The sequence below is a fragment of the Pseudomonas sp. GW821-FHT02B10 genome (assembly GCF_059421865.1).
On sequence record NZ_JBWKVU010000005.1, the window covers coordinates 59,320 to 80,571 of the forward strand.

22 protein-coding genes are annotated in these 21,252 nt (G+C 61.2%); 8 read left to right on the plus strand and 14 right to left on the minus strand.

The features are described from left to right. Positions 1 to 117 precede the first annotated feature (117 nt). Complete coding sequence (locus AC07VU_RS12975; protein ID WP_007931783.1) at positions 118 to 1,452, minus strand: dicarboxylate/amino acid:cation symporter; 1,335 nt, start codon at positions 1,450 to 1,452, stop codon at positions 118 to 120. 346 nt (positions 1,453 to 1,798) lie between these two features. Between AC07VU_RS12975 and AC07VU_RS12980 the strand changes: the two genes are divergently transcribed. Further along, positions 1,799 to 2,797, plus strand: coding sequence for an AraC family transcriptional regulator (locus AC07VU_RS12980; protein WP_053262272.1), 999 nt, complete (start codon positions 1,799 to 1,801; stop codon positions 2,795 to 2,797). A 9-nt stretch (positions 2,798 to 2,806) separates the two neighbouring features. On the opposite strand, the gene AC07VU_RS12985 is transcribed toward AC07VU_RS12980, so the two are convergent. The 3 genes from AC07VU_RS12985 to AC07VU_RS12995 form a co-directional block, all read right to left on the minus strand. After that, the gene (locus AC07VU_RS12985) at positions 2,807 to 4,153 is read right to left on the minus strand and encodes an ATP-binding protein (RefSeq protein WP_007931779.1); all 1,347 of its coding nucleotides are present in this window, start codon (positions 4,151 to 4,153) and stop codon (positions 2,807 to 2,809) included. Then, positions 4,150 to 4,827: a response regulator gene (locus AC07VU_RS12990; RefSeq protein ID WP_007931776.1), complete on the minus strand. Its 678-nt coding sequence runs from the start codon at positions 4,825 to 4,827 to the stop codon at positions 4,150 to 4,152. Before AC07VU_RS12990 ends, AC07VU_RS12985 begins: the two co-directional genes overlap by 4 nt. A 118-nt stretch (positions 4,828 to 4,945) precedes the next feature. Next, on the minus strand, positions 4,946 to 5,548 hold the full coding sequence (locus AC07VU_RS12995; RefSeq protein ID WP_007931772.1) for a hypothetical protein: 603 nt from the start codon (positions 5,546 to 5,548) through the stop codon (positions 4,946 to 4,948). Between the two features lie 143 nt (positions 5,549 to 5,691). On the opposite strand from AC07VU_RS12995, the gene AC07VU_RS13000 reads away from it, so the two are divergent. Together AC07VU_RS13000 and AC07VU_RS13005 are read left to right on the plus strand one after the other, a co-directional pair. Further along, positions 5,692 to 6,483, plus strand: coding sequence for a dienelactone hydrolase family protein (locus AC07VU_RS13000; protein WP_457274621.1), 792 nt, complete (start codon positions 5,692 to 5,694; stop codon positions 6,481 to 6,483). A gap of 103 nt (positions 6,484 to 6,586) precedes the next feature. Further along, on the plus strand, positions 6,587 to 7,312 hold the full coding sequence (locus AC07VU_RS13005) for a 4'-phosphopantetheinyl transferase family protein (RefSeq protein ID WP_495029993.1): 726 nt from the start codon (positions 6,587 to 6,589) through the stop codon (positions 7,310 to 7,312). Positions 7,313 to 7,339: 27 nt separating this feature from the next. Here the strand turns inward: AC07VU_RS13005 and AC07VU_RS13010 are convergent, their stop codons facing one another. The 3 genes from AC07VU_RS13010 to AC07VU_RS13020 form a co-directional block, all read right to left on the minus strand. Beyond that, a complete protein-coding gene (locus tag AC07VU_RS13010; protein WP_274304352.1) occupies positions 7,340 to 8,950 on the minus strand; it encodes an ATP-binding protein in 1,611 nt (536 codons plus the stop codon). Continuing rightward, on the minus strand, positions 8,947 to 9,672 hold the full coding sequence (locus AC07VU_RS13015) for a winged helix-turn-helix domain-containing protein (protein ID WP_274304353.1): 726 nt from the start codon (positions 9,670 to 9,672) through the stop codon (positions 8,947 to 8,949). The genes AC07VU_RS13010 and AC07VU_RS13015 overlap by 4 nt, the downstream gene beginning before the upstream one ends. 364 nt (positions 9,673 to 10,036) lie before the next feature. Further along, complete coding sequence (locus AC07VU_RS13020; RefSeq protein ID WP_155274260.1) at positions 10,037 to 10,204, minus strand: hypothetical protein; 168 nt, start codon at positions 10,202 to 10,204, stop codon at positions 10,037 to 10,039. Between the two features lie 199 nt (positions 10,205 to 10,403). Here AC07VU_RS13020 and AC07VU_RS13025 point away from each other — a divergent pair, with 199 nt between their 5' ends. Further along, on the plus strand, positions 10,404 to 13,295 hold the full coding sequence (locus tag AC07VU_RS13025) for a ribonucleoside-diphosphate reductase subunit alpha (protein WP_495029994.1): 2,892 nt from the start codon (positions 10,404 to 10,406) through the stop codon (positions 13,293 to 13,295). A gap of 255 nt (positions 13,296 to 13,550) precedes the next feature. Here the strand turns inward: AC07VU_RS13025 and flgE are convergent, their stop codons facing one another. Genes flgE through AC07VU_RS13060 form a run of 7 tightly spaced genes read right to left on the minus strand, consistent with a single transcriptional unit; the run spans position 13,551 to position 18,553 of the window. Beyond that, entirely contained in the window at positions 13,551 to 14,876 is a 1,326-nt protein-coding gene (gene flgE / locus AC07VU_RS13030; protein WP_062824962.1) for a flagellar hook protein FlgE, read from the minus strand. Between the two features lie 30 nt (positions 14,877 to 14,906). Then, on the minus strand, positions 14,907 to 15,635 hold the full coding sequence (gene flgD, locus AC07VU_RS13035; RefSeq protein ID WP_274304354.1) for a flagellar hook assembly protein FlgD: 729 nt from the start codon (positions 15,633 to 15,635) through the stop codon (positions 14,907 to 14,909). 15 nt (positions 15,636 to 15,650) lie between these two features. Next, positions 15,651 to 16,094, minus strand: a complete 444-nt coding sequence (gene flgC, locus AC07VU_RS13040) for a flagellar basal body rod protein FlgC (RefSeq protein WP_007921629.1) — start codon at positions 16,092 to 16,094, stop codon at positions 15,651 to 15,653. Between the two features lie 3 nt (positions 16,095 to 16,097). Beyond that, a complete protein-coding gene (gene flgB, locus AC07VU_RS13045) occupies positions 16,098 to 16,505 on the minus strand; it encodes a flagellar basal body rod protein FlgB (RefSeq protein WP_007921628.1) in 408 nt (135 codons plus the stop codon). Beyond that, positions 16,486 to 16,746: a hypothetical protein gene (locus AC07VU_RS13050; RefSeq protein ID WP_274304355.1), complete on the minus strand. Its 261-nt coding sequence runs from the start codon at positions 16,744 to 16,746 to the stop codon at positions 16,486 to 16,488. Before AC07VU_RS13050 ends, flgB begins: the two co-directional genes overlap by 20 nt. A 2-nt stretch (positions 16,747 to 16,748) precedes the next feature. Then, the gene (cheR, locus tag AC07VU_RS13055; protein WP_007921627.1) at positions 16,749 to 17,576 is read right to left on the minus strand and encodes a protein-glutamate O-methyltransferase CheR; all 828 of its coding nucleotides are present in this window, start codon (positions 17,574 to 17,576) and stop codon (positions 16,749 to 16,751) included. A gap of 44 nt (positions 17,577 to 17,620) precedes the next feature. After that, the gene (locus tag AC07VU_RS13060; RefSeq protein ID WP_007921626.1) at positions 17,621 to 18,553 is read right to left on the minus strand and encodes a chemotaxis protein CheV; all 933 of its coding nucleotides are present in this window, start codon (positions 18,551 to 18,553) and stop codon (positions 17,621 to 17,623) included. 74 nt (positions 18,554 to 18,627) lie between these two features. Between AC07VU_RS13060 and flgA the strand changes: the two genes are divergently transcribed. The 4 genes from flgA to AC07VU_RS13080 all read left to right on the plus strand — a co-directional run bounded on the left by flgA (position 18,628) and on the right by AC07VU_RS13080 (position 21,220). Then, positions 18,628 to 19,389 (plus strand): flagellar basal body P-ring formation chaperone FlgA, encoded by a 762-nt coding sequence (gene flgA / locus AC07VU_RS13065; protein WP_495029995.1) that lies wholly within the window; start codon positions 18,628 to 18,630, stop codon positions 19,387 to 19,389. Positions 19,390 to 19,539: 150 nt separating this feature from the next. After that, entirely contained in the window at positions 19,540 to 19,860 is a 321-nt protein-coding gene (flgM, locus tag AC07VU_RS13070; RefSeq protein ID WP_053262278.1) for a flagellar biosynthesis anti-sigma factor FlgM, read from the plus strand. 50 nt (positions 19,861 to 19,910) lie between these two features. Continuing rightward, the gene (locus AC07VU_RS13075; protein WP_007921623.1) at positions 19,911 to 20,378 is read left to right on the plus strand and encodes a flagella synthesis protein FlgN; all 468 of its coding nucleotides are present in this window, start codon (positions 19,911 to 19,913) and stop codon (positions 20,376 to 20,378) included. A 95-nt stretch (positions 20,379 to 20,473) separates the two neighbouring features. Next, on the plus strand, positions 20,474 to 21,220 hold the full coding sequence (locus AC07VU_RS13080) for a flagellar brake protein (RefSeq protein WP_053262279.1): 747 nt from the start codon (positions 20,474 to 20,476) through the stop codon (positions 21,218 to 21,220). Positions 21,221 to 21,252 lie beyond the last annotated feature (32 nt).

The window sequence follows — 21,252 nt, forward strand, 5'->3', positions numbered from 1 at the left end:
GTAGGCAGCGTCTCGAGGTCCGGCAATCACCGCAAGCGCCACCCGGGCTGACCGTTGCGCTCAAACCCCGGGCATGAAAAAACCCGCCGCAGCGGGTTTTTCATCGACGCGGTGAAGTTACTTCACGGACGTCGGGGTTGGGCCTTCGGCAACGCCCAGGTCATCTTCTTCGCGAGTGTCGCTGATAGCACGACCACCGGAAGCCAGCTCGGCCTGCAACTGGTCTTCGTCCAGCTCCTTGACCCACTTGGCGACCACTACGGTGGCTACTGCGTTACCCACCAGGTTGGTCAGCGCGCGGGCTTCGGACATGAAGCGGTCGATACCCAGGATCAGCGCCAGGCCGGCCACCGGCAGATGCCCCACGGCCGACAGGGTCGCCGCCAGCACGATGAAGCCGCTACCGGTCACGCCCGCGGCGCCTTTGGAGGACAGCAGCAGCACCAGCAGCAAGGTGATCTGGTGAGTGATGTCCATGTGGGTGTCGGTCGCCTGGGCGATGAACACGGCCGCCATGGTCAGGTAGATCGAAGTACCGTCGAGGTTGAAGGAATAACCGGTGGGGATCACCAGGCCCACTACCGACTTCTTCGCGCCCAGGCGTTCCATCTTGATCAGCATGCGTGGCAGGGCCGATTCCGAGGAGGAAGTACCCAGTACGATCAGCAGCTCTTCACGGATGTAGCGGATCAGCTTCAACACACTGAAACCGTGGGCGCGGCAGATGGCGCCCAGCACCACCAGCACGAACAGCACGCAGGTGATGTAGAAGCAGATCATCAGCTGGCCCAGCTGCACCAGCGAACCCACGCCGTAGGCGCCGATGGTGAAGGCCATGGCACCCAGCGCACCGATCGGCGCGAGCTTCATGATCATGTTGATGATATTGAACATCACATGGGCGAAACGGTCGATGAAGTCCAGCACCGGCTTGCCGTAGGCACCCAGGCGGTGCAGGGCGAAACCGAAGATCACCGAGAACATCAGCACTTGCAGGATGTCGCCGTTGGCGAAGGCGCCGACGATGGTGTTCGGAATGACGTTGAGGATGAAGCCGACGATGCTCTGGTCCTTGCCAGCGGTGACGTAGGCCGCCACTTTCGAGGCATCCAGGGTGGACACGTCGATGTGCATGCCGTTGCCCGGCTGCACCACGTTGACCACGACCAGGCCGATCAGCAGGGCGATGGTCGAAACGATTTCGAAGTACAGCAGCGCGTAGCCACCGGTCTTGCCCACCGATTTCATGTTCTGCATGCCCGCGATACCGCTGACGACCGTACAGAAGATGATGGGCGCGATGACCATCTTGATCAGTTTGATGAACCCGTCACCCAGGGGCTTGAGGGCCACACCGGTCTGCGGGTAGAAGTGACCGAGCAGGATGCCGATGGCGATGGCAACGATCACCTGGAAATACAGGGATTTGTACAGTGGCTGACGAGTCGTCATTGCAAAGTTCCTCAAGAGCACCGTTGCACACCATCCATCGATGCACACGACGCCTAAAGTGCGAACCCTCCTGCACTGGAGGGATTTGTTGTGTAGAGCTGCGGGGAACACCTTTCGCTGCTCCCTTCTCCTTGCTCGCTATCGCAAAGCCCGTGCCAGCTTGCCAAAAAAACCTGAAGGCCTTTGGACATCAGGGTTTGCGCTCGCCCTCGCTCTCCCTGCCCCTACATGAAGTGGCGGATTTCCGCCCATCGCCCGACGCTCGTCCTACAATTTGGCGGATATCCGCCTTGCCCAGTCGTTGGCGGCTGTTAACATCCGCCACTTAATGGACGGATCAACCTTCATGCGCGAACGCACCATCGCCAGTCATTTCGCCCGCGCCGCCCTGGGCGGGGCGCGCCGGCGGGGCTACGACTATTCGGAGTTGCTGCAGACCCTGGGCATCAGCCTCGAACTGCTCAACGAACCCAAGGCCCGTATCGCCCCCGAGCAGTTCGCCAGCCTGCTGCAACAGCTCTGGCAAGTTCTGGACGACGAGTACCTGGGGTTTGGCGACGGCCCGAGCAAGCGCGGCACCTTCGCCATGATGTGCCACGCCCTGATCCACTGCAGCAACCTGGAGAAGGCCCTGCAGCGCGGCCTGCTGTTCTATAGCCTGTTCCCCCAGGCACCGCGGCTGAGCCTGACGCGCGAAGGGGACATGACCCGCCTGAGCCTGGACGACGCCGCGCTGTGGGACCCGGACCACTTCCTCAGCGAGAGCCTGCTGGTGATCTGGCATCGCCTCGGCAGTTGGTTGATCGGCCAGCGCATCCGCCTCGAGCAGGCCTGTTTCAGCTACCCGAAACCCGAGCACGGCAACGAATACGACCTGCTGTTCCCCTGCCCCCTGGTGTTTTCCCGCGACTGCAGCAGCCTGCTGTTCCACAGCCGCTACCTGAGCATGCCGCTGCTGCAGGACGAACGAACCCTCAAGCACTTCCTTGAACGCTCCCCTGCCGACCTGCTGGCCCGCCCGGACGACGGCGATAGCCTGAGCAGCCAGCTGCGCCGCCTGCTCAGCCGCGACAGCAACCATTGGCCGGACCTGGAAAGCATCGCCCAGCACCTGCACATCAGCCCGCAGACCCTGCGCCGGCACTTGCGCGAAGAAGGCACGAGCTTTCAGGAGTTGAAGGATCAGTTGCGGCGCGATATCGCCATCTACCACCTGCGTCGGGCCGACCTGTCGTTGCAACAGATCGCCGAGCAGACCGGCTTTTCCGAGCCATCGGCCTTTCACCGCGCGTTCAAGAAGTGGACCGGGCTGACCCCGGGCGCCTACCGCGCCCAGGAAACCTGAGCGCGCCGATCAAATCGCCGGGAAGTGAATACGGAACGCCGCCCCGCCCAGGGTGGAATCGCCAAGGGTCAGTTGCGCGCCGTAGCTGTCGATGATGTCCTTGACCACCGCCAGGCCGATCCCCTGCCCCGGATGCTGGCGATCCAGCCGTTCGCCGCGCTGGAGAATCCGCGCCCGCTGGTCCGGCGGCACGCCCGGCCCATCGTCCTCGACACACAACTGCGCGCCGTGGAGGTCTTGGCGGACACTGATGCGCACCTCGCTCAGACACAGGCGGTAGGCGTTCTCCAGCAGGTTGCCCAGCAATTCGAGCAAGGCTCCATGCTCGATCGGCACATAGCAGCGCTCCGGCAGATCGAACGAGACCCGCACCTGTTTGTCGCGATAGACCTTGTCGAGGGTGTCGCACAGGCTTTTCAGTACCGGACGCAAACGCACCTGGTGGCGCACCAGGCCGCTCTTGCGCAGGCTGGCGCGCTGCAGCTGGTAGCTGATCTGCTGGCTCATGCGTTCGATCTGGGTCTGCAGCACCCAGGCCTGTTCGCGATCTTGAGGACGCAGGGCCATGTCCTCGCTGACCCCTTGCAACACCGTCAGCGGGGTCTTCAGGCTGTGGGCTAGGTCATCCAGGGAATCGCGATAACGGCTGCGTTGCTCGCGCTCGCTGTGCAGCAGGCGGTTCAACGAGCCGGTCAGGCGCAGCAGTTCGCGTGGATGTTCTTCGCTGAGGCTTTGCCGGGTGCCGCTCTCGATTTCGTCCAGCTCCTGGCTCAGCCGGCGCAATGCCTGCAGGCCCCAGGTCAGGCCGAGCCAGAGCAACGCCAGGAGCACCAGCAACGCGGCACCGAACCCGAGGTAGAGGTTTTCCCGCACCCCTTCCAGGGTCAGCTGGTACTCACGCACCGGCTGCAAGGCGACGATGCTGAACGCCGCGCTTTTACCGCCCAGCAGCTTGACCTCGACGTCGTAGACGAAAAACTCCTGGCCGTTGACCTCGCGGATACGCGCGAACTCGTTGCCGCGCCCGTCATACCGCGGCTTGTAGTTGATGTTCTCTTCCTGGGTCGCCTTGGAGCGCCAGACCAGCCGCCCCTCCCGGTCGTAGATGTAGCCCAGGAGACGGCTGTCGGTCAGGTTGAAGCGCTCGTCCGGCAGTTGCGCCGGCATTTGCAGGTGATTGTTCTCGACCCGGGCCGCCGAGATCAGCGTGGTCACGTCGGAGGCCAGGCGCTGCTCGATGGAATCCTGCAGCGCCAGGCTGAACGCGCCTTGCATGGCCGGCAACAACGCCAGCATGAACAGCACCGCCAGCGTCGTGGCCGCCAGCATCAGGCGCAGGCGTAACGATCGAATCATCGGCAGCGCTCGTTGAACAGATAACCCAGGCCACGCACGGTATCGATGGGCTTGAAGCCCGACGGCCCCTCCAGCTTGCGCCGCAGGCGGCCGACCAGCACCTCGATCACGTTCGGATCGCGCTCGTCATCGTCCGGGTACAGCTGCTCCATCAGCCGGTCCTTGGCCACCACCTGCTGATGGTGGCGCATGAGGTACTCGAGAATCCGGTACTCGTAGGCGGTCAGCGCCAGCGGCTGTTCGTCGAGCGAGGCCTGCTTGCGATTGAGGTCGAGCAGCAGCGGGCCGGCGATGATGGTCGACTGGGTGAACCCGCTGGAGCGACGCAGCAGCGCATTCAGGCGTGCGTCCAGCTCCTCGAACTGGAAGGGCTTGACCACATAGTCGTCAGCGCCGGCGGCCAGCCCTTCGACCTTGTCCTGCCAGTTGCCGCGTGCCGTCAGGATCAGGATCGGAAACGCCTTGCCCCGCGAGCGCAGCTGGCGGATCAGGTCCAGCCCACCCATGCCCGGCAAGCCCAGGTCGATCACCGCCAGATCATGGTTGAACTGCTCGGTCTGATACAGCGCCTCCTCGGCATTGGCCACGGACTCGACCACATGGCCGCTGTCCGTGAGGCGGGTTTGCAAGTGATGGCGCAGCAGCGCCTCATCTTCAACGACGAGCAGTTTCATGCAGCTCTCCCAGGCAAAATTCGACATCTCCAAGGGCGCTCAGGCGCCCTGATCGTATATATGGCAACGCCGGATCTTGCCTTGGCAGATCCGGCGCGCTCAGAACCAGGACAATATTTTAGAAAGCGTAGTTGGCCGACAGGTACGTCTGGGCACTGCTGGTCAGGCTCAGCGAACCCTGCTTGCTGCCACTGCGCTCGCTCATCTCGGTGCTGGCATTGCTGCGCAGGTAACGGTAACCCAGTTCGACCGAGGTGTTCTGTGAAACCTGCTGCAGGACACCGGCCTGCACGCCGACGGCATAACCGATGTCGCTGTCGCGGCTGAAGCCTGGGGAATCCTGGGTCAGCTTGGTCAGGCCCGCAGTACCGCCGCCGAACAGTTTGGTGCTGCTGGTCACCGGCAGGAACACATCGTAGCTGCCGAGCAGGTTTTCCTGGCGCAGTTTAATGCCATTGTGCGAGCCGGAGACATTGTCGTAGGTGGCGTAGTAGCGGTGCTGGTCATTCTGCTGACCCAGGCGCACGCCCCAGGTGTTGTCCTTGCCGATCACACCGTCGGCGTTCGGGTTGTTCAGGTTGCTGTTGAGCAGGCTGGACTTCTTGACCTTGTCGCTGGTCTGGCCATAGGTAAGGCTGGCGAAGTTGCTGTCGGCGGCCTGGACGACAGCGCTGGCGCCGAGAACAGTGAAGGCCAGGATCATCTTCTTGAAAGTAGTCATGGGTATTTCCTCATTCGCTATGTGTTTTTGGGTACGGAGCCAGACTACCGACCCCGCCCTGAACTCCCCCTGAACACACTCTGAACCTCGGCTGAATCAAATCGACTAGGCTGTCTGGCAGTCTTTTAAAAGGAGAACGGACCATGCGCGCGCTTTTCGCTTGCTTGTTGTTGGCTTTCTGCGGCTTGAGCCAGGCAGCCATCAAGACCCAGGAAATCCCCTACCAGAGCCCCGACGGTACCCGGCTCATCGGCTACTACGCCTATGACGACGTGTTGAAAGGGCCACGCCCAGGAGTCGTGGTGGTGCATGAATGGTGGGGCCTGAACGACTACGCCAAACGCCGGGCCCGGGATCTTGCGGCCCTGGGCTACAGCGCCCTGGCCATCGATATGTACGGCGACGGCAAGAACACCGAACACCCGAAAGACGCCATGGCCTTCATGCAGGCCGCCTCGAAAGACAGTGCCGCCGCCAGCGCGCGCTTCAAGGCCGGGCTCGACCTGCTGAAGAAACAACCACAGACCGACCCGGCCAAGCTGGCCGCGATCGGCTACTGCTTCGGCGGCAAGGTGGTGCTGGACGCGGCGCGCCAGGGCCTGCCCCTGCTCGGCGTGGTGAGTTTCCATGGCGCCCTGGTCACCAGCACCCCGGCCACTCCTGGCAGCGTCAAGGCGAAAATCCTGGTGGAGCACGGCGCCCTCGACAGCATGGTCACCGCCGATAACGTCAGCGCCTTCAAGGCAGAAATGGACAAGGCCGGCGCCGACTACCAGTTTGTCAACCTCGAAGGCGCCAAGCACAGCTTCAGCAATCCGGATGCCGACGGCATGAGCCATGGCGAACATGGCGGGCTGGACATCGGCTACAGCAAGGCCGCCGATGAACGCTCATGGGCGGATATGCAGGCATTCTTCAAGAAGCTGTTCGGCTGACCCCGCGTCGACCGCCCCGAGGTCTCAACTCCCGGGGCGGCGGCATCGAGGCCGGTGCCTGCCAGGCTACCCTCCAGCCTTACAACCCGGCAAAATGCCTGGCATGAATCTCATCCCCACCCTCCCCGCCTGCTGCACCCCACTCGACGACCAGTGGCCGCTGCCCGACGCCCTGCCGGACGTCGTCCTGCTCGGCACTCATTTCGATGCCTCGCGCCTGGCCAGCAACGACTTCCAGCTCAGCGCCATCGAGCCGCCCGCGAGCATTCAACGTTCGGTGGCGAAACGGCAGGCCGAGTTTCTCGCCGGGCGTTTCTGCGCCCGCGCCGCCCTGCAACGCCTGGACGGCCTGGACTGCATTCCGCCGATCGGCGAGGACCGGGCGCCGATCTGGCCGACGCACATCAGCGGCTCGATTACCCACAGCACCGGGCGTGCCGCGGCGATTGTCGCGCGCAAGGAGCATTGGCGCGGGCTGGGCATGGACCTGGAGAACCTGCTCAACAGCGAACGGGCGGCACGCCTGGCGGGGGAAATCCTCATCCCGGCCGAAATGCAGCGCATGGCCGCCGCCCCGCGGGAACAATTGGCGCTCTGGGTCACCCTGACCTTTTCGGTGAAGGAAAGCCTGTTCAAGGCGCTGTACCCGATCGTCCGGCAACGCTTCTATTTCGAACACGCCGAAGTGCTGGAGTGGACGGCCAGCGGCCAGGTCCGCCTGCGCCTGCTGACGGACCTGTCCAGCGAATGGCGCAATGGCAGTGAACTGGACGCGCAATTCGCCCTGCAGGACGGGCAACTGCTGAGCCTGGTCAGCATCCGGGCTTGATTCCCGGACGAACCTGAGCGCAAGCCCTCAACCTTTATCCTGATGCCGTGGCCAGCTCAGGCTGAAGCAGGCGCCGCCGAGGGTCTTGCTCCTGCTGATCAATGCCCGGCCGTCGTGCCAGTGAATGATCCGCCGCACGATCGACAACCCCAGGCCGTGCCCACCCGAAGCGCGGGTACGGCTGTCATCCAGGCGCAGGAACGGGGTGAAGATCCGCTCCCAGGCGCTTTCCGGAACCCCCGGACCATCGTCCTCGACATCGACCCGGCAACGCATCTGCCCCACCTGGTAACTGACCAGCACCTGCGACTCGGCGTGGCGCATGGCGTTGCTCACCAGGTTCTGCAACGCCCGATGCAGGTAGCGCGGCTCAGCCTCGACCCAGGCGCCATCGCAATCCGCCGCGGACAGGCACGAACCACGCTGCACCTTGACCTGCGCCCGCAACGGCGCCAGCTCGCTGATCACCTGATTGATCAAGGCATCCAGGTCGATGCGCTGGAAGTTCAGCGCTGGCGAACCCTGCTCCAGCCGCGCATAGGTGAGCATTTCGTCCACCAGCCGGTCGAGGTCCTGGATATCGTTGTCCATGCCCTCCATATATTTGTCCCGGGCCTGTGCGGTGGTCGCCGAGCCGATCATCTCCAGGCCAAAGCGCAGGCGCGCCACTGGCGTGCGCAACTCGTGGGACACCGCGCGCACCAGCTCGCGCTGGATCGCCAGCAAGCGCTGCAAATGCTCGGCCATGCCGTTGAAGGCCGCCGCCAACCGTCCCACCGAGTCGGCGCCACCGGCCGGCACCCGGGCTTCCAGGCTGCCCTTGGCAATGCGCGTGGCCGCCGACTCAAGGCCACGCAAGCGCCGCTCCAGCTGGCGTACCAATAAATAGACGATCAGGCCGATCAGGCTCAGGCCCAGCACCGCAATCAACACCAGCCATTGCGGCGGGTAGGGATTCATCTGGTACAGCGGGCCGATTTCCAGCACCCAGGGCGTGCCCACCATCCCTGCGAACACGCGGATCGAATCGCCGCCCTTGCCCAGCGCCATCACCGTATCGCCCTCGGCAACCCGACGACGCTGGTCCTCGTCCATGTCCGCGTCGTCCTGGGTGACCAAGTGCATGTCGAAGCCAAAGCCTTTGTTCTTTTTCAGTGCCGCCAGGCGTTCCGGCTGCTCGGCCACCGGAAAGCGCACCAGCTCGTCGGCTAGCAGATAGATAGTCGCCCGCGCCAGTTGTTCGCTGATCTGCTGCACTTCACCGGTCAGCAACAATTGCTCAGGTTCGCTGACCAGACGGTAGACCCGTGCCGCGTAAGGCCCGGTCTGCTCCACCAAGGCCTGGCCGCGCAAAACGCGGTTGCGCTGCCCGAGGTCGAGGCCGGTCTGGGTGAAGGTCTGCAGGGTCAGCGGGATGCCCAACAGGCGCTCCCACACCGCCAGGGCGCGGCGGCGCTCGATCTCGCTCATGGGTTGCAGGTTGTCGGCCATCAGCGAGAACGTGCCGTGGGCCAGGCGCTCGCGGTATTGCTCGCTGCGCACCTGGTTGAGCAGGTGCAGCGCCAGTACGCCCAACAGCGCCACCAGAATCAGGGCGGCGCACATGCCGCCGTAGATGCGCAGGAATATGGAGTTCACGGCGACAGGTCGACAGCGGCTTCGGGGACGAACAGATAACCCTTGCTGCGGATGGTCTTGATCAGCCGCGGGTGTTCCGGGTCGTCGCCGATTTTCGGACGGATCCGCGAAATGCGCACATCGATGGAGCGGTCCTGGCCGTCATAGCCGATGCCGCGCAGGGCGGTGAAGATTTCCTCGCGGGACAGAATGCGCCCGGCGTTGGCTACCAGCAGCCAGAGCAGGTCGAACTCGGCGCTGGTCAACTCGATCCCGGCGTCGTGCAGCCAGGCCTCGCGCAAGGCGCTGTCCACCACCAGCGGGCCGAATTGCAGGCGCCGGGATTTCTCCGGCGCGCTGCTTTCCACAGGTTCGCTGCGCCGCAGCAGGGCCTGGATCCTGGCCAGCAACAGGCGCGGACGGACCGGCTTGCACACGTAATCGTCGGCACCGGTGTCCAGCCCCAGTATCTGGTCCATGTCGTCGGTGCGCGCGGTCAGCATCAGGATCGGCCCGTCGTAGCGATCGCGGACCTTGCGGCAAATGCTCAGGCCATCCTCGCCGGGCAGCATCAGGTCGAGGATCACCAGATCAGGTTGTTCGGCAATGATCCGCGCCGCGGCCAGGGCGCCATTGCCTTCGATGGCGACACGCAATCCATTGCTCTGCAGATATTCACAGGTCAACTCGGCCAGTCGCTGATCGTCCTCGACGATCAATATCTGCCACGCTTCTTGCTCCACGGTGACCTCTGCTTGCCAGATACGGGCTCAGGAAGAATCCGCCCGTCTTTTTGTAATGTGAGATGGATAAAACAATGTCTGGAAGGCCCGATTGTAGCAACGGCAAAGGCCGTAAACACAAGGTGCTGAATGCGCTCGGTAAAGGCGTTTTTTTGTGATAGGGTTCGCGCCCGCAAAAATCCGCCCTGGGCAGTTTTTCAGGGTAAAAAACAGTGACAAACGGTAGGATCCAGCCCTGCTGCGGCCTGCGTGAGGTTTACCTGCTTCATACACAATTTACGCACAACCTTATCCACAGGCTGTACGTTGCAATCACCCCCAAAAACGCATTATCTTGTAGCTCGGCCGTAAAAAAACCCTACATCTAGGGTTTCAGGCCAAAAACCAAACACAAATCAGACAAGAAACTCAAGCGCTTTTCTTGCACTCGTTTGGTGGAACCAATCGGATTTTCAGAAGCCAAACCGCGCGTGCGGATGGCTGCGGTTTTCCAGCCCACGGCGAGGAAAACGGTACGGGTGTTGCAGTACATGACTGTCACCCACCAGGAATACGGTCACGAGCCACTGGCTCGCGACCTATGACTTCGGCATGGAAGCGGCGCCAACAGCCCCCCTTCCTGAACTGTCCCGAAGTCGTTATGCCCGGCGTGCGCCGGTTGTAGTGCTTCAGGACGGAACGGTGGGCACCCAAAGGGTGCCCAAACAAACATAGAGAACGTGGAGACACCCATGCAAACCGACACAACTCGCGAGAACCCGCAGGCCAAAGCGCCGCAGGCTGCCGATTCCAACCTGGATCTGTCTGCCACCGCGCCTGGCCAACTGCGAGTGATCAAGCGTAACGGCACTGTCGTTCCTTACACCGATGACAAAATCACCGTCGCCATCACCAAAGCGTTTCTCGCAGTTGAAGGCGGCACCGCTGCCGCTTCGTCGCGAATCCACGACACCGTCGCTCGCCTGACCGAGCAGGTCACCGCCACCTTCAAGCGTCGCATGCCTTCGGGCGGCACCATCCATATCGAAGAGATCCAGGACCAGGTCGAACTGGCCCTGATGCGTGCCGGCGAACAGAAAGTTGCCCGCGACTACGTGATCTACCGTGACTCGCGCGCCAAAGAGCGCGCCACCCGCACCCCAGGCGAAGAGCCGGTGCAGGCTCACCCATCGATCCGCATCACCCGCGCCGACGGCAGCTTCGCGCCTCTGGACATGGGCCGCCTGAACACCATCGTCACCGAGGCCTGCGAAGGCCTGGAAGAAGTCGACGGCGACCTGATCCAGCGCGAAACCCTGAAGAACCTCTACGACGGCGTAGCGCTCAAAGACGTCAACACCGCCCTGGTGATGACCGCGCGCACCCTGGTTGAGCGCGAGCCGAACTACTCGTTCGTGACCGCCCGCCTGCTGATGGACACCCTGCGCGCCGAAGGCCTGAGCTTCCTGGAAGTGGCCGAGAGCGCCACTCACCACGAGATGGCCGACCTGTACGCCAAGGCACTGCCGGCCTATGTCGCCAAAGGTATCGAGTTCGAACTGCTGAACCCTGTGCTGGCCGAATTCGACCTGGAGAAACTCGGCAAGGCGATCAACCACGAGCGCGACCAGCAGTTCACCTACCTGGGCCTGCAGACCCTGTACGACCGTTACTTTATCCACAAGGATGGCGTGCGCTTCGAACTGCCACAGGTCTTCTTCATGCGCGTGGCCATGGGCCTGGCGATCGAAGAAAAACAACGCGAAGACCGTGCCATCGAGTTCTACAACCTGTTGTCGTCCTTCGACTACATGGCTTCGACTCCAACCCTGTTCAACGCCGGCACCCTGCGTCCACAGCTGTCGAGCTGCTACCTGACCACCGTGCCGGACGACCTGTCGGGCATCTACGGCGCCATCCACGACAACGCCATGCTGTCGAAATTCGCCGGTGGCCTGGGCAACGACTGGACTCCGGTGCGTGCGCTGGGCTCCTACATCAAGGGCACCAACGGCAAGTCCCAGGGCGTCGTGCCGTTCCTGAAAGTGGTGAACGACACCGCGGTAGCCGTGAACCAGGGTGGCAAGCGCAAAGGCGCTGTGTGTGCCTACCTGGAAACCTGGCACATGGACATCGAAGAATTCATCGAGCTGCGCAAGAACACCGGTGACGATCGTCGTCGCACCCACGACATGAACACCGCCAACTGGATCCCTGACCTGTTCATGAAGCGCGTCTTCGACGACGGCAAGTGGACCCTGTTCTCGCCATCGGAAGTGCCGGACCTGCACGACCTGACCGGCAAGGCCTTCGAAGAGCGCTACGAGTACTACGAAGCCCTGTGCGAGTACGGCAAGATCAAGCTGTTCAAGACCATCCAGGCCAAAGACCTGTGGCGCAAGATGCTGTCCATGCTGTTCGAAACCGGCCACCCTTGGCTGACCTTCAAGGACCCGTGCAACCTGCGCAGCCCGCAGCAGCACGTGGGCGTGGTCCACAGCTCGAACCTGTGCACCGAGATCACCTTGAACACCAACAAGGACGAGATCGCCGTTTGCAACCTGGGCTCGATCAACCTGCCGAACCACATCGTCGACGGCAAGCTGGACACCACCAAGCTGCAACGCACTGTGAACACCGCGGTGCGCATGCTCGATAACGTGATCGACATCAACTACTACTCGGTACCGCAGGCGAAGAACTCCAACTTCAAGCACCGTCCGGTCGGCCTGGGGATCATGGGCTTCCAGGACGCGCTGTACCTGCAGCACATCCCTTACGGTTCCGATGCCGCTGTCGACTTCGCCGACAAGTCCATGGAAGCGGTGAGCTTCTACGCGATCCAGGCTTCCTGCGACCTGGCAGACGAGCGTGGCGCCTACGAGACATTCCAGGGTTCGCTGTGGTCCAAAGGCATCCTGCCGCTGGATTCGCAACAGATCCTGATCGAGTCCCGTGGCCAGAAGTACATCGATGTCGACCTGAACGAAACCCTGGACTGGGCACCGGTGCGCGCCCGTGTACAGAAAGGTATTCGCAACTCCAACATCATGGCCATCGCGCCGACCGCAACCATCGCCAACATCACCGGCGTGTCGCAGTCGATCGAACCGACCTACCAGAACCTGTATGTGAAATCGAACCTGTCGGGCGAATTCACCGTGATCAACCCGTACCTGGTTCGCGACCTCAAGGCTCGCGGTCTGTGGGACTCGGTCATGATCAACGACCTGAAGTACTACGACGGTTCCGTGCAGCAGATCGAGCGTATCCCGCAAGAACTCAAGGAGCTCTATGCGACTGCCTTCGAAGTGGAAACCAAGTGGATCGTCGACGCCGCCAGCCGTCGCCAGAAGTGGATCGACCAGGCTCAGTCGCTGAACCTCTACATCGCCGGCGCTTCGGGCAAGAAGCTCGACGTGACCTACCGCATGGCCTGGTACCGTGGCCTGAAAACCACTTACTACCTCCGTGCCCTGGCCGCGACCAGCACCGAGAAGTCGACCATCAACACCGGCAAGCTGAACGCTGTTTCCAGCGGCGGCAACCACGGTGACGACTCGGTCCTGGCGGCTCCAGCCGGTCCAGCTCCAGTGCCGAAGGCTTGCGCCATCGACGAGCCGGATTGCGAAGCTTGCCAATAAGCTGAACCGATAGGCGCCTCCCGGTGCTTATCCGAACCCCCGACAGGCCCTGCCTGCCGGGGGTTTTCTTTGGCCTGGGGAAAAGCCGCCCTCTCCATCCTCCGCAGCCGCTACCGGCTGCCCCCACCTGAGTGTCATGACTCATCGCGAGCAAACTTCGCCCCTACAGAAGCAGGCCACGGCCGATGAATCTTGCGGGCACAAAAAAGCCCCTGCAGTGAGGGGCTTTTTTTGAGCGCTGTCAGCCAGCCATGATCAGGTCATCTGAATAATGGTTTGCATGATGGTGCTCTGGGTGGAGATGGTCTTGGCGTTCGCCTGGTAGTTGCTCTGGGCCTTGATCAGGTCCACCAGCTCGTTGGTCAGGTTGACGTTCGACTCTTCCAGGGAGTTGGACACGATCGAACCCAGGGTGCCGGTTTGTGGAGCATCGTAGCCCGGTACGCCCGAGGCGTAGGTTTCTCTCCAACTGGTGCCGCCGACCGGCTGCAAACCTTGTTCGTTGGTGAAGCTGGCCAGGGAGATCTGCCCAATGGCCTTGTTCTGGCTGTTGCTGAAGTTGGCGAACAGGGTACCGGTGCCGTCGATGGTCAGGTTGGTGATCTGGCCAGTGGCGTAGCCGTCCTGCACCGGCAGCGAACGCGCGGTATCGGCGTTGAACTGAGTGGTGCTGGTCATGGAGATGGTCACGCCGCCGGCATTGGCGCTGGCACCGTTGGCCGCCCACACACCATTGGTCACGGTACCTGGCACCCAGCCCGCCAGGGTCAGGTTGTTACCCGGATTAGGCGTGGTGGCAGGCGGCGTGATGACCGAAACCAGTTTGCCGGCGGAGTCGAAATTCATGGTCGATGCGACTGGAGCCGTAGCGCCGGTGGTGGTCGGAGCGGAACCATCGAGGTTACGACCATCGACCAGGGTGTAGGTCTTCCAGGTGTTGGCACCGGTTTTCACCATGTACTGGTCCAGCTTGTGCTCGTTGCCCTGGCTGTCATAGATCGGTGTGCTGAACTGCTTGGTGTAGGTTTCCACCTTGGTCGGATCGAAGGCAAAACCTGTCACGCTCTGGTCGATGACCGGCGCGGTGGAGTTCAGGTTGATGGTCGAGGACACCGAGCTGGTGGCCTTCGGCGACAGGTTCGAGGTGTCGATGCGCAGGTCGGTCAGCACGCCGTTGACGATCTTGCCATTGGCATCGACCGCATAACCTTGCAGGCGGGCAGTGCCATCGGTGTTGGTGATGTAGCCGTCCTTGTCGGTCTTGAAGGTACCGGCGCGGGTGTAGGTCAGCGAGCCGTTGTCGCTCAGCACGAAGAACCCCGAACCCTGGATCCCCATGTCCAGTACGTTGCCGGTGTTGTTCACGTCGCCCTGGCCAAACTGCTGGGAAACGTTGGCCAGACGCACACCGTTGCCCACGGTCTTGCTGCCGGTGCCCAGCTTGGTGGCCGAGTAGACGTCGGCGAACTCGGCACGGGACGATTTGAAGCCGGTGGTTGCCACGTTGGCGATGTTGTTGCCGGTCACGTCCAGTTGCTTGTTGGCAGCATAGAGACCGCTAAGGCCGATATTAAAAGACATATTCCACTCCTTGTGCCGCGTTAGTCGGCTCTAGATACCAATGGTTTGAACTTTGGAGAGCGCCACGGGGCTGCTCAGTCCCGCGAGGTTCAACATCAGCTCACCGCCGGTCTGGCTGATGGTGACGCTGTTGACCGTCGCCGGCAGGTAGGTGACCAGATCGGTCGCCTTGCCATCGATCTTTGTGCTGGCCTTGAAGGTGTAATTGCCCGGATCGGCCTTGGTGCCGTCGGTATTGGTGCCGTCCCAGACAAAGCTGGTACTGCCGGCCTTCTGGCTTCCCAGGTCGAGGGTCTTGACCGTCTTGCCATCCTTGTCGGTGATGGTCACGGTGACGCCGCTGACGCCGGTAGGCACTGTCACCGAACCGGTCATGCTCTTGGTGGTGTCGACCTGGGTGGTACCGGTCTGGACGATCACCGAACGCCCCACCAGGGACGAAGCCTGCAGGGCCTGGGACGACTTGTAGTTGCCAGTAATGGAGTTCACCGAGGTATTGAGGGTGGTGATCCCTTCCAGGGTGGAGAACTGCGCCAACTGAGCAACGAACGCGCTGTTGTCCTGAGGGTCCAGCGGGTTCTGGTTTTTCAGCTGGGTCACCAGCAGCTTCAGGAACGCGTCCTTGCCCAGCTCATTTTTGCCCTTGACGCTATTGGTGGCCGCGGCCAGGCCGTCATTGCTGGTGGTCGGGGTTTTCTTCGAGGAGTTCGCAAGGATCTCCTTGAGCGTCAGGCCACTGGTGGTATCGGTAACACTCATCTGAGTCGCCCCTTATCACTGACCGAGGGTCAGGACCTTCTGCATCATGGTTTTGGCGGTGTTCATCATTTCCGCGTTGGTCTGGAACGAGCGGCTGGCGGAAATCATGTCGGCCATTTCTTCCACCACGTTGACGTTGGGGTAGTAGACATACCCCTTGGCGTCGGCGGCCGGATGGTTAGGCTCGTAACGCGCCTCGAGGTTGCTCTGGTCCTCGACCACACCCAGCACCTGAACGCCCTGACCGGCCGCGTCCTGGTTCTGGAACAGCGACTCGCTGCCACCGCTTTGCGCGCCCTGGAACATAGTGGCGAACACCGGGTGGCGCGCACGGTAGGTCTGGTCGATGCTCGAGGAGACTGTCTCGGCGTTAGCGATGTTACTGGCGACGGTGTTCAAGCGAGTGGTCTGGGCACTCATGCCACTACCGGCAATATTGAAAACACTGGCGAGGGACATGGATTACTCTCCGCGCAGGGCTGACACCAGCCCTTTGAATTTGCTGTTGAGCAGCGTGAAGCTGGCCTGGAAGTTCACCGAGTTCTCGGCGTAGTTCGACTGTTCCAGTTGGGCATCCACGGTGTTCTGGTCGATCGACGGCTGCATCGGTGTGCGGTACAGCAGCGACTCGTCACCGCTGCCCAGGCCTTCAGCTTCGATGTGCCGGCTGTTGGTCATGTTCAGGGCAAAGGTGCCGTTCTTGGCTTTCTCGTTCTGCTCGGCGAGTACGGCAGAGAAGTCCAGATCCCGAGCCTTGTAGTTCGGGGTGTCGGCGTTGGCGATGTTGTTGGCCAGCACCTCGGCACGCTTGGCGCGAAAGCCAAGAGCCTGCTCATGAATGCCGAGCGCTTTATCGAAGCTGATGCTCATGTCGGGAAACCTTCGACCAGATTTTTCGTAAACGGGATATAGCAAGCCGCGTGCCAAGTGCTAAAAGCCCGTAAATCAAGGCTTTGCCGGCAGCGGCAAAGCGGCAATGCCAGAAAAGCGGCAAGGCATTTCCGCGAAACGTCAGCAAAGCGGCAATGCGGCGGTTGCCGCCTCTTCTGCGCTGGCAAAATCGCAGGCACAAAAAAAGAGGCCCGAAGGCCTCTTTTTTCAACAACGACAATCTTACTTCGCCTGGTAAATGATCCCAGGGCTGCACTGGACCATCTGGTAGTGGTCGGGCAATCCATTGAGCGCCTCGGAAGCCCCGAGAAACAGGTAACCACCCGGCTTCAGGGTGCTGTGAATGCGCATCAGGATGTCCTTCTTCACCTCGGCGGAGAAGTAGATCAGCACATTGCGGCAGAACACGACATCGAATTTGCCCAGGCTGGCATAACTGTCCAGCAGGTTGAACGAGCGGAACTCGACCCGGCTCTTGATCGGCGCCTTGACCACCCAGCGCCCCGGCCCCTTGGGATCGAAATAGCGCTGCAGGCGATCGGCCGACAAACCGCGACCGATCGCCAGGCTGTCGTACTCGCCGGTCTTGCAGTTGTTCAGCATGGTCCCGGACAGGTCGGTGGCAACGATCTGCACCCCCATCTTCAGTTGCCCCATGTTGGTCTTCTCGAACTCGTCGATCGACATGGACAACGAATAGGGTTCCTGCCCCGAGGAACAGGCCGCCGACCAGATGCGCAAGCGCTGGTTGGGGCTGGCCTTGATCGCCTCCGGCAAGACCTTGTTCTTCAACACCTCGAATGGATAGGTATCGCGAAACCACAGGGTTTCGTTGGTGGTCATGGCGTCGACCACCATCTCTCGCAAACCGCTGCGCGGCTGGGACTGAATGCGCTGAACCAGCTCCCCGAGGGACTTGATGCCTTGCTGTTCCATCAGTTTGTTGAGACGGCTCGACACCAGATATTGCTTGTTCTCACCCAGCAAGATCCCACAGGCTTTTTCCAGGAACACCCGGAACTGTTCGAAATCCAAATTACCCGTAGACAATGATGCCGCCTCTTAAATCGTGTGACCGCCAGGGATGGATATCCCTAGCTGTTATCTGCTGCTTTGATCCGGTCGACAACCCGGGATGCCAGGTCATCAGGACGAAACTTGGCAAGGAAGTCATCGGCACCGACCTTCTTCACCATCGCCTGATTGAATACACCTGACAACGAAGTATGCAGGATGATGTGCAGCTTTTGCATGCGTGGATCGTTGCGTATTTCGGCCGTGAGGGTGTAGCCGTCCATCTCCGGCATCTCGATGTCGGAGATCATCATCAGAAACTCTTCTTCAGGTTTCTTGCCCTCGTCGACCAGCTTGCGCAGGTAATCCAGCGCCTGTCGGCCGTCGTTCAAGGCCACCACCTCGACCCCCACGGTCTGCAGGCAACGCGTGACCTGCTTGCGCGCCACCGACGAGTCATCGACCGTCAGTACCCGCAGTGAAACAGCCTTGTGCTGAGTCTCGACATCCACCACACCGACCGAAATGGTCTCGGGCGTCGGCGCGACCTCGGCCAGCACCTTCTCGACGTCGATGATTTCCACCAACTGATTGTCGACCCGCGTCACTGCCGTCAGGTAGTGATCGCGCCCCGTCCCCTTGGGTGGCGGATGGATCTCCTCCCAGTTCATGTTGACGATGCGCTCGACCGACCGCACCAGAAACCCCTGGGTCTTGGTGTTGTACTCAGTGATGATGACAAAGGGGTTGCTCAGATCCTGCAACCCGCCTGAACCGGTGGCCATCGCCAGGTCCAGGATCGGAATGGTCGCCCCTCGAATATTCGCGACACCGCACACCACAGGACTGGACTTGGGCATCAACGTCAGTTTGGGGCATTGCAGCACCTCCCGAACCTTGAACACGTTGATCCCATAGAGCTGCTGCCCGTCGAGACGGAACAGCAACAGCTCAAGGCGATTCTGCCCTACCAGTTGCGTGCGCTGGTTCACCGAATCCATTACACCAGCCATGCCCAGACTCCCCAAAGCTTAAGTTCCGACGCGCGCTCATCGCTAAACGGCACGGCGCTTGCTTTTTAACTGTTATGAACGCCAAAACGACATTTTCCCGACGCCTGACATCAAACTACCGCAGATTGCTGTACGGACTGTCGGCTTTGTTTTTTTTTAACCCTGGCCATCCTGCCGTTGCTGACTCGGTAACCCTGCCTGATCTACTTATCGGCGTCACTCAGGGGTTTCTTGAATTCACCGTAGAAGACTATTTAGCCACCAGTCAAACGCCTGGGCGCTACGAGATCCAGGTCAATCAACTCGACCCGCGGCTGCGCATGCCGCACTGCGACAAGGAATTGACAGCGACCCTGGAAAGCCCGGCGCAACCGCTGGGACGCGTGACCGTTCGCGTCCGTTGCGACGGCGCCTCGCCCTGGACCGTATTCGTGCCCGCCCAGGTCAAGCTGTTCCGCGAGGTGGTGACCACCACCCGGCCACTCAAGCGCGCCGGCATCATCAGCCCCGAAGACGTGATGCTGCGCGAGCGCGATATCGGCCAGATCAACCAGGGCTATCTGACTTCAGTGGACCAGGCCATTGGGCAGAAGCTTGTCCGACCAATGGTCGCCGACCAGCTCGTCACCCTGGTTCACCTGGAACAGGCGGAAGTGGTACGCAAGGGCGATCAGGTGGTGATCTCTGCCCGTAGCGGCACGCTGAACGTGAAAATGCCCGGCGAAGCCTTGTCCAATGGCGGCATGAGCGAGCAGATACGGGTCAAGAACCTCAATTCACAACGGGTCATCAAAGCGCGGATCACCGCGCCGGGACAGGTGGAAGTCGCCATGTAGACGACTGGCGCTGTGCACTGTTGCCCCCTAAACTGTGGCCCATGCAGGGCAACAGCGGCGCGTGCGGGCTTATCGATATTTGAGCCTAAAGTTTTCCGGCGTATTGCCGAAAACAAGTCAAGCGTCCAAATACCCAGAGGTTTTTTTACCATGGTCATCGATTTCAGCCGTTTAAACAGCTCTCCCTCACTCACCGGCAGCACGCGCACCAGCGCCAGCAAGGAAACCGGCGACGCCGACAAATCCGCGCCGCTGAACACTCCGGCCGAACAGGCCAGCACCAGCGGGGAGTCGGTACACCTCAGTAATGAGGCTCAACAGTTGCAGAAGATCACTGACAAGCTGCGCGACCAGCCTGCCGTCGACAACGCCCGCGTGGCCGAGCTGAAGCAAGCGATTGCCGATGGCAGCTATAAAGTCGACAGCAACCGTGTAGCCAGCAAACTGCTTAATTTCGAAGCCCAGCGCTAGCCAATAAGGCCTGCGCCAGTTTTTTGGACGCTTAAAACCCAAGGCCATACATGCACGACACTAATTTGCTGCAACTGATCACCGACGACTTTGCTCCAGCTCAACAATTGCTGGAATTGCTGCGCACCGAATCCCTAGCCCTGCACGGTCGCGACATGCCGCTGCTGGAAGAGATTCTCGCGCAGAAGCAAGCCCTGATCATTTTGCTCGAGCAGCATGGCCGCAAACGCAGCGAACTCCTCGCCAGCCTGAACCTTCCTGCCAGCCGCGCCGGCCTGGAACAGTTGGCCAGCCACTCCTCGATCGGCGACCAGTTACTGGCCCAGAGTGACGTGCTGACCCAAATGCTTGCCGATTGCCAGGCGGCGAACGAACTCAATGGTCGCTCGATCCAGGTTCAACAGGCCACCACCGCCAATCAATTGAAAATCCTCACCGGTGGCGAGCCTCCAGCCCTCTATGATGCCCGTGGCTCAACCGCCAAGCTTGCCAAGCCTCGCCCGCTTAGCCAGGCTTGACCCCAGAGATGAGCGCGCCCTATCAAGTCGCGGAACATGCTGGCAAAATGCTGGCTCTTGCGTGTAGTCGTATTTTGTCTGGAGATTGATGAACCGTGTTCAATGCCGTAAACGCAGAAGATGCGCCGCAGCCACCCAAGGTGCTGACCACCCCCTTGGAAATCAACTCCACGCTGCGCTTGCTGCAAGACAGCCATGACCCGCTGATCATCACTTTCCATGAACGCAGCCAGCGCTTTCAAAGCTATCTGGTCGAGATCGATCGTGACAGCAACATGATTGCCCTGGACGAAATGATCCCCCGCGATGGCGAACGCTTCATGCTCGCCGGCGAACCGTTTCGCGTCGAAGGCTTTCACGAAGGCGTGCGCATCGCCTGGGAAAGCAATGGCATCCCGACTATCGACGAATCCAATGGTGGGCGATGCTACCGCGGCACCCTGCCAGACGAAGTGGTCTATCACCAGCGCCGCAATGCCTTTCGCGCAGCCCTGAAGCTGGCCCAGCTGGTCAACATCGAACTGGGCGGCGAAAAACTCAAGGCGCCGATCGCCGGCAAGCTGCTGGATATCTCCGCCACCGGCTGCAAGCTGCGCTTCGAGGGCGACATCTCCAGCCGCCTGCAACTGGGCCAGGTCTACGAGCGTTTTATCGCCGCCCTGCCCTTCGGCAGCATGACTGCGCCAGTGGAACTGCGTTACCTGCACCACGAAGAGAAGATCGACACGACTTTCGCCGGTGTGCGCTTTCATAACATGAGCGGCCTGGTTCAACGCCAGGTCGAGCGCTTTGTCTATCAGCTGCAACGCGAAGCCCGGCGCTTCGACAAAGACGACCTCTGAGATTCGAGCGTCGATAAAAAACGGGCAGTCCC

Bases quoted from the DNA above. Each gene is read 5' to 3' on its own strand.
- flgD (WP_274304354.1), bottom strand. From the start codon at position 15,635: ATGAGTGTTACCGATACCACCAGTGGCCTGACGCTCAAGGAGATCCTT.
- AC07VU_RS12980 (WP_053262272.1), top strand. From the start codon at position 1,799: ATGCGCGAACGCACCATCGCCAGTCATTTCGCCCGCGCCGCCCTGGGC.
- AC07VU_RS13025 (WP_495029994.1), top strand. From the start codon at position 10,404: ATGCAAACCGACACAACTCGCGAGAACCCGCAGGCCAAAGCGCCGCAG.
- flgC (WP_007921629.1), bottom strand. From the start codon at position 16,094: ATGTCCCTCGCCAGTGTTTTCAATATTGCCGGTAGTGGCATGAGTGCC.
- flgA (WP_495029995.1), top strand. From the start codon at position 18,628: ATGAACGCCAAAACGACATTTTCCCGACGCCTGACATCAAACTACCGC.
- AC07VU_RS12975 (WP_007931783.1), bottom strand. From the start codon at position 1,452: ATGACGACTCGTCAGCCACTGTACAAATCCCTGTATTTCCAGGTGATC.
- AC07VU_RS12985 (WP_007931779.1), bottom strand. From the start codon at position 4,153: ATGATTCGATCGTTACGCCTGCGCCTGATGCTGGCGGCCACGACGCTG.
- flgE (WP_062824962.1), bottom strand. From the start codon at position 14,876: ATGTCTTTTAATATCGGCCTTAGCGGTCTCTATGCTGCCAACAAGCAA.
- AC07VU_RS12995 (WP_007931772.1), bottom strand. From the start codon at position 5,548: ATGACTACTTTCAAGAAGATGATCCTGGCCTTCACTGTTCTCGGCGCC.
- AC07VU_RS12990 (WP_007931776.1), bottom strand. From the start codon at position 4,827: ATGAAACTGCTCGTCGTTGAAGATGAGGCGCTGCTGCGCCATCACTTG.
- AC07VU_RS13005 (WP_495029993.1), top strand. From the start codon at position 6,587: ATGAATCTCATCCCCACCCTCCCCGCCTGCTGCACCCCACTCGACGAC.
- AC07VU_RS13000 (WP_457274621.1), top strand. From the start codon at position 5,692: ATGCGCGCGCTTTTCGCTTGCTTGTTGTTGGCTTTCTGCGGCTTGAGC.
- AC07VU_RS13020 (WP_155274260.1), bottom strand. From the start codon at position 10,204: ATGTACTGCAACACCCGTACCGTTTTCCTCGCCGTGGGCTGGAAAACC.
- AC07VU_RS13075 (WP_007921623.1), top strand. From the start codon at position 19,911: ATGCACGACACTAATTTGCTGCAACTGATCACCGACGACTTTGCTCCA.
- flgB (WP_007921628.1), bottom strand. From the start codon at position 16,505: ATGAGCATCAGCTTCGATAAAGCGCTCGGCATTCATGAGCAGGCTCTT.
- AC07VU_RS13060 (WP_007921626.1), bottom strand. From the start codon at position 18,553: ATGGCTGGTGTAATGGATTCGGTGAACCAGCGCACGCAACTGGTAGGG.
- flgM (WP_053262278.1), top strand. From the start codon at position 19,540: ATGGTCATCGATTTCAGCCGTTTAAACAGCTCTCCCTCACTCACCGGC.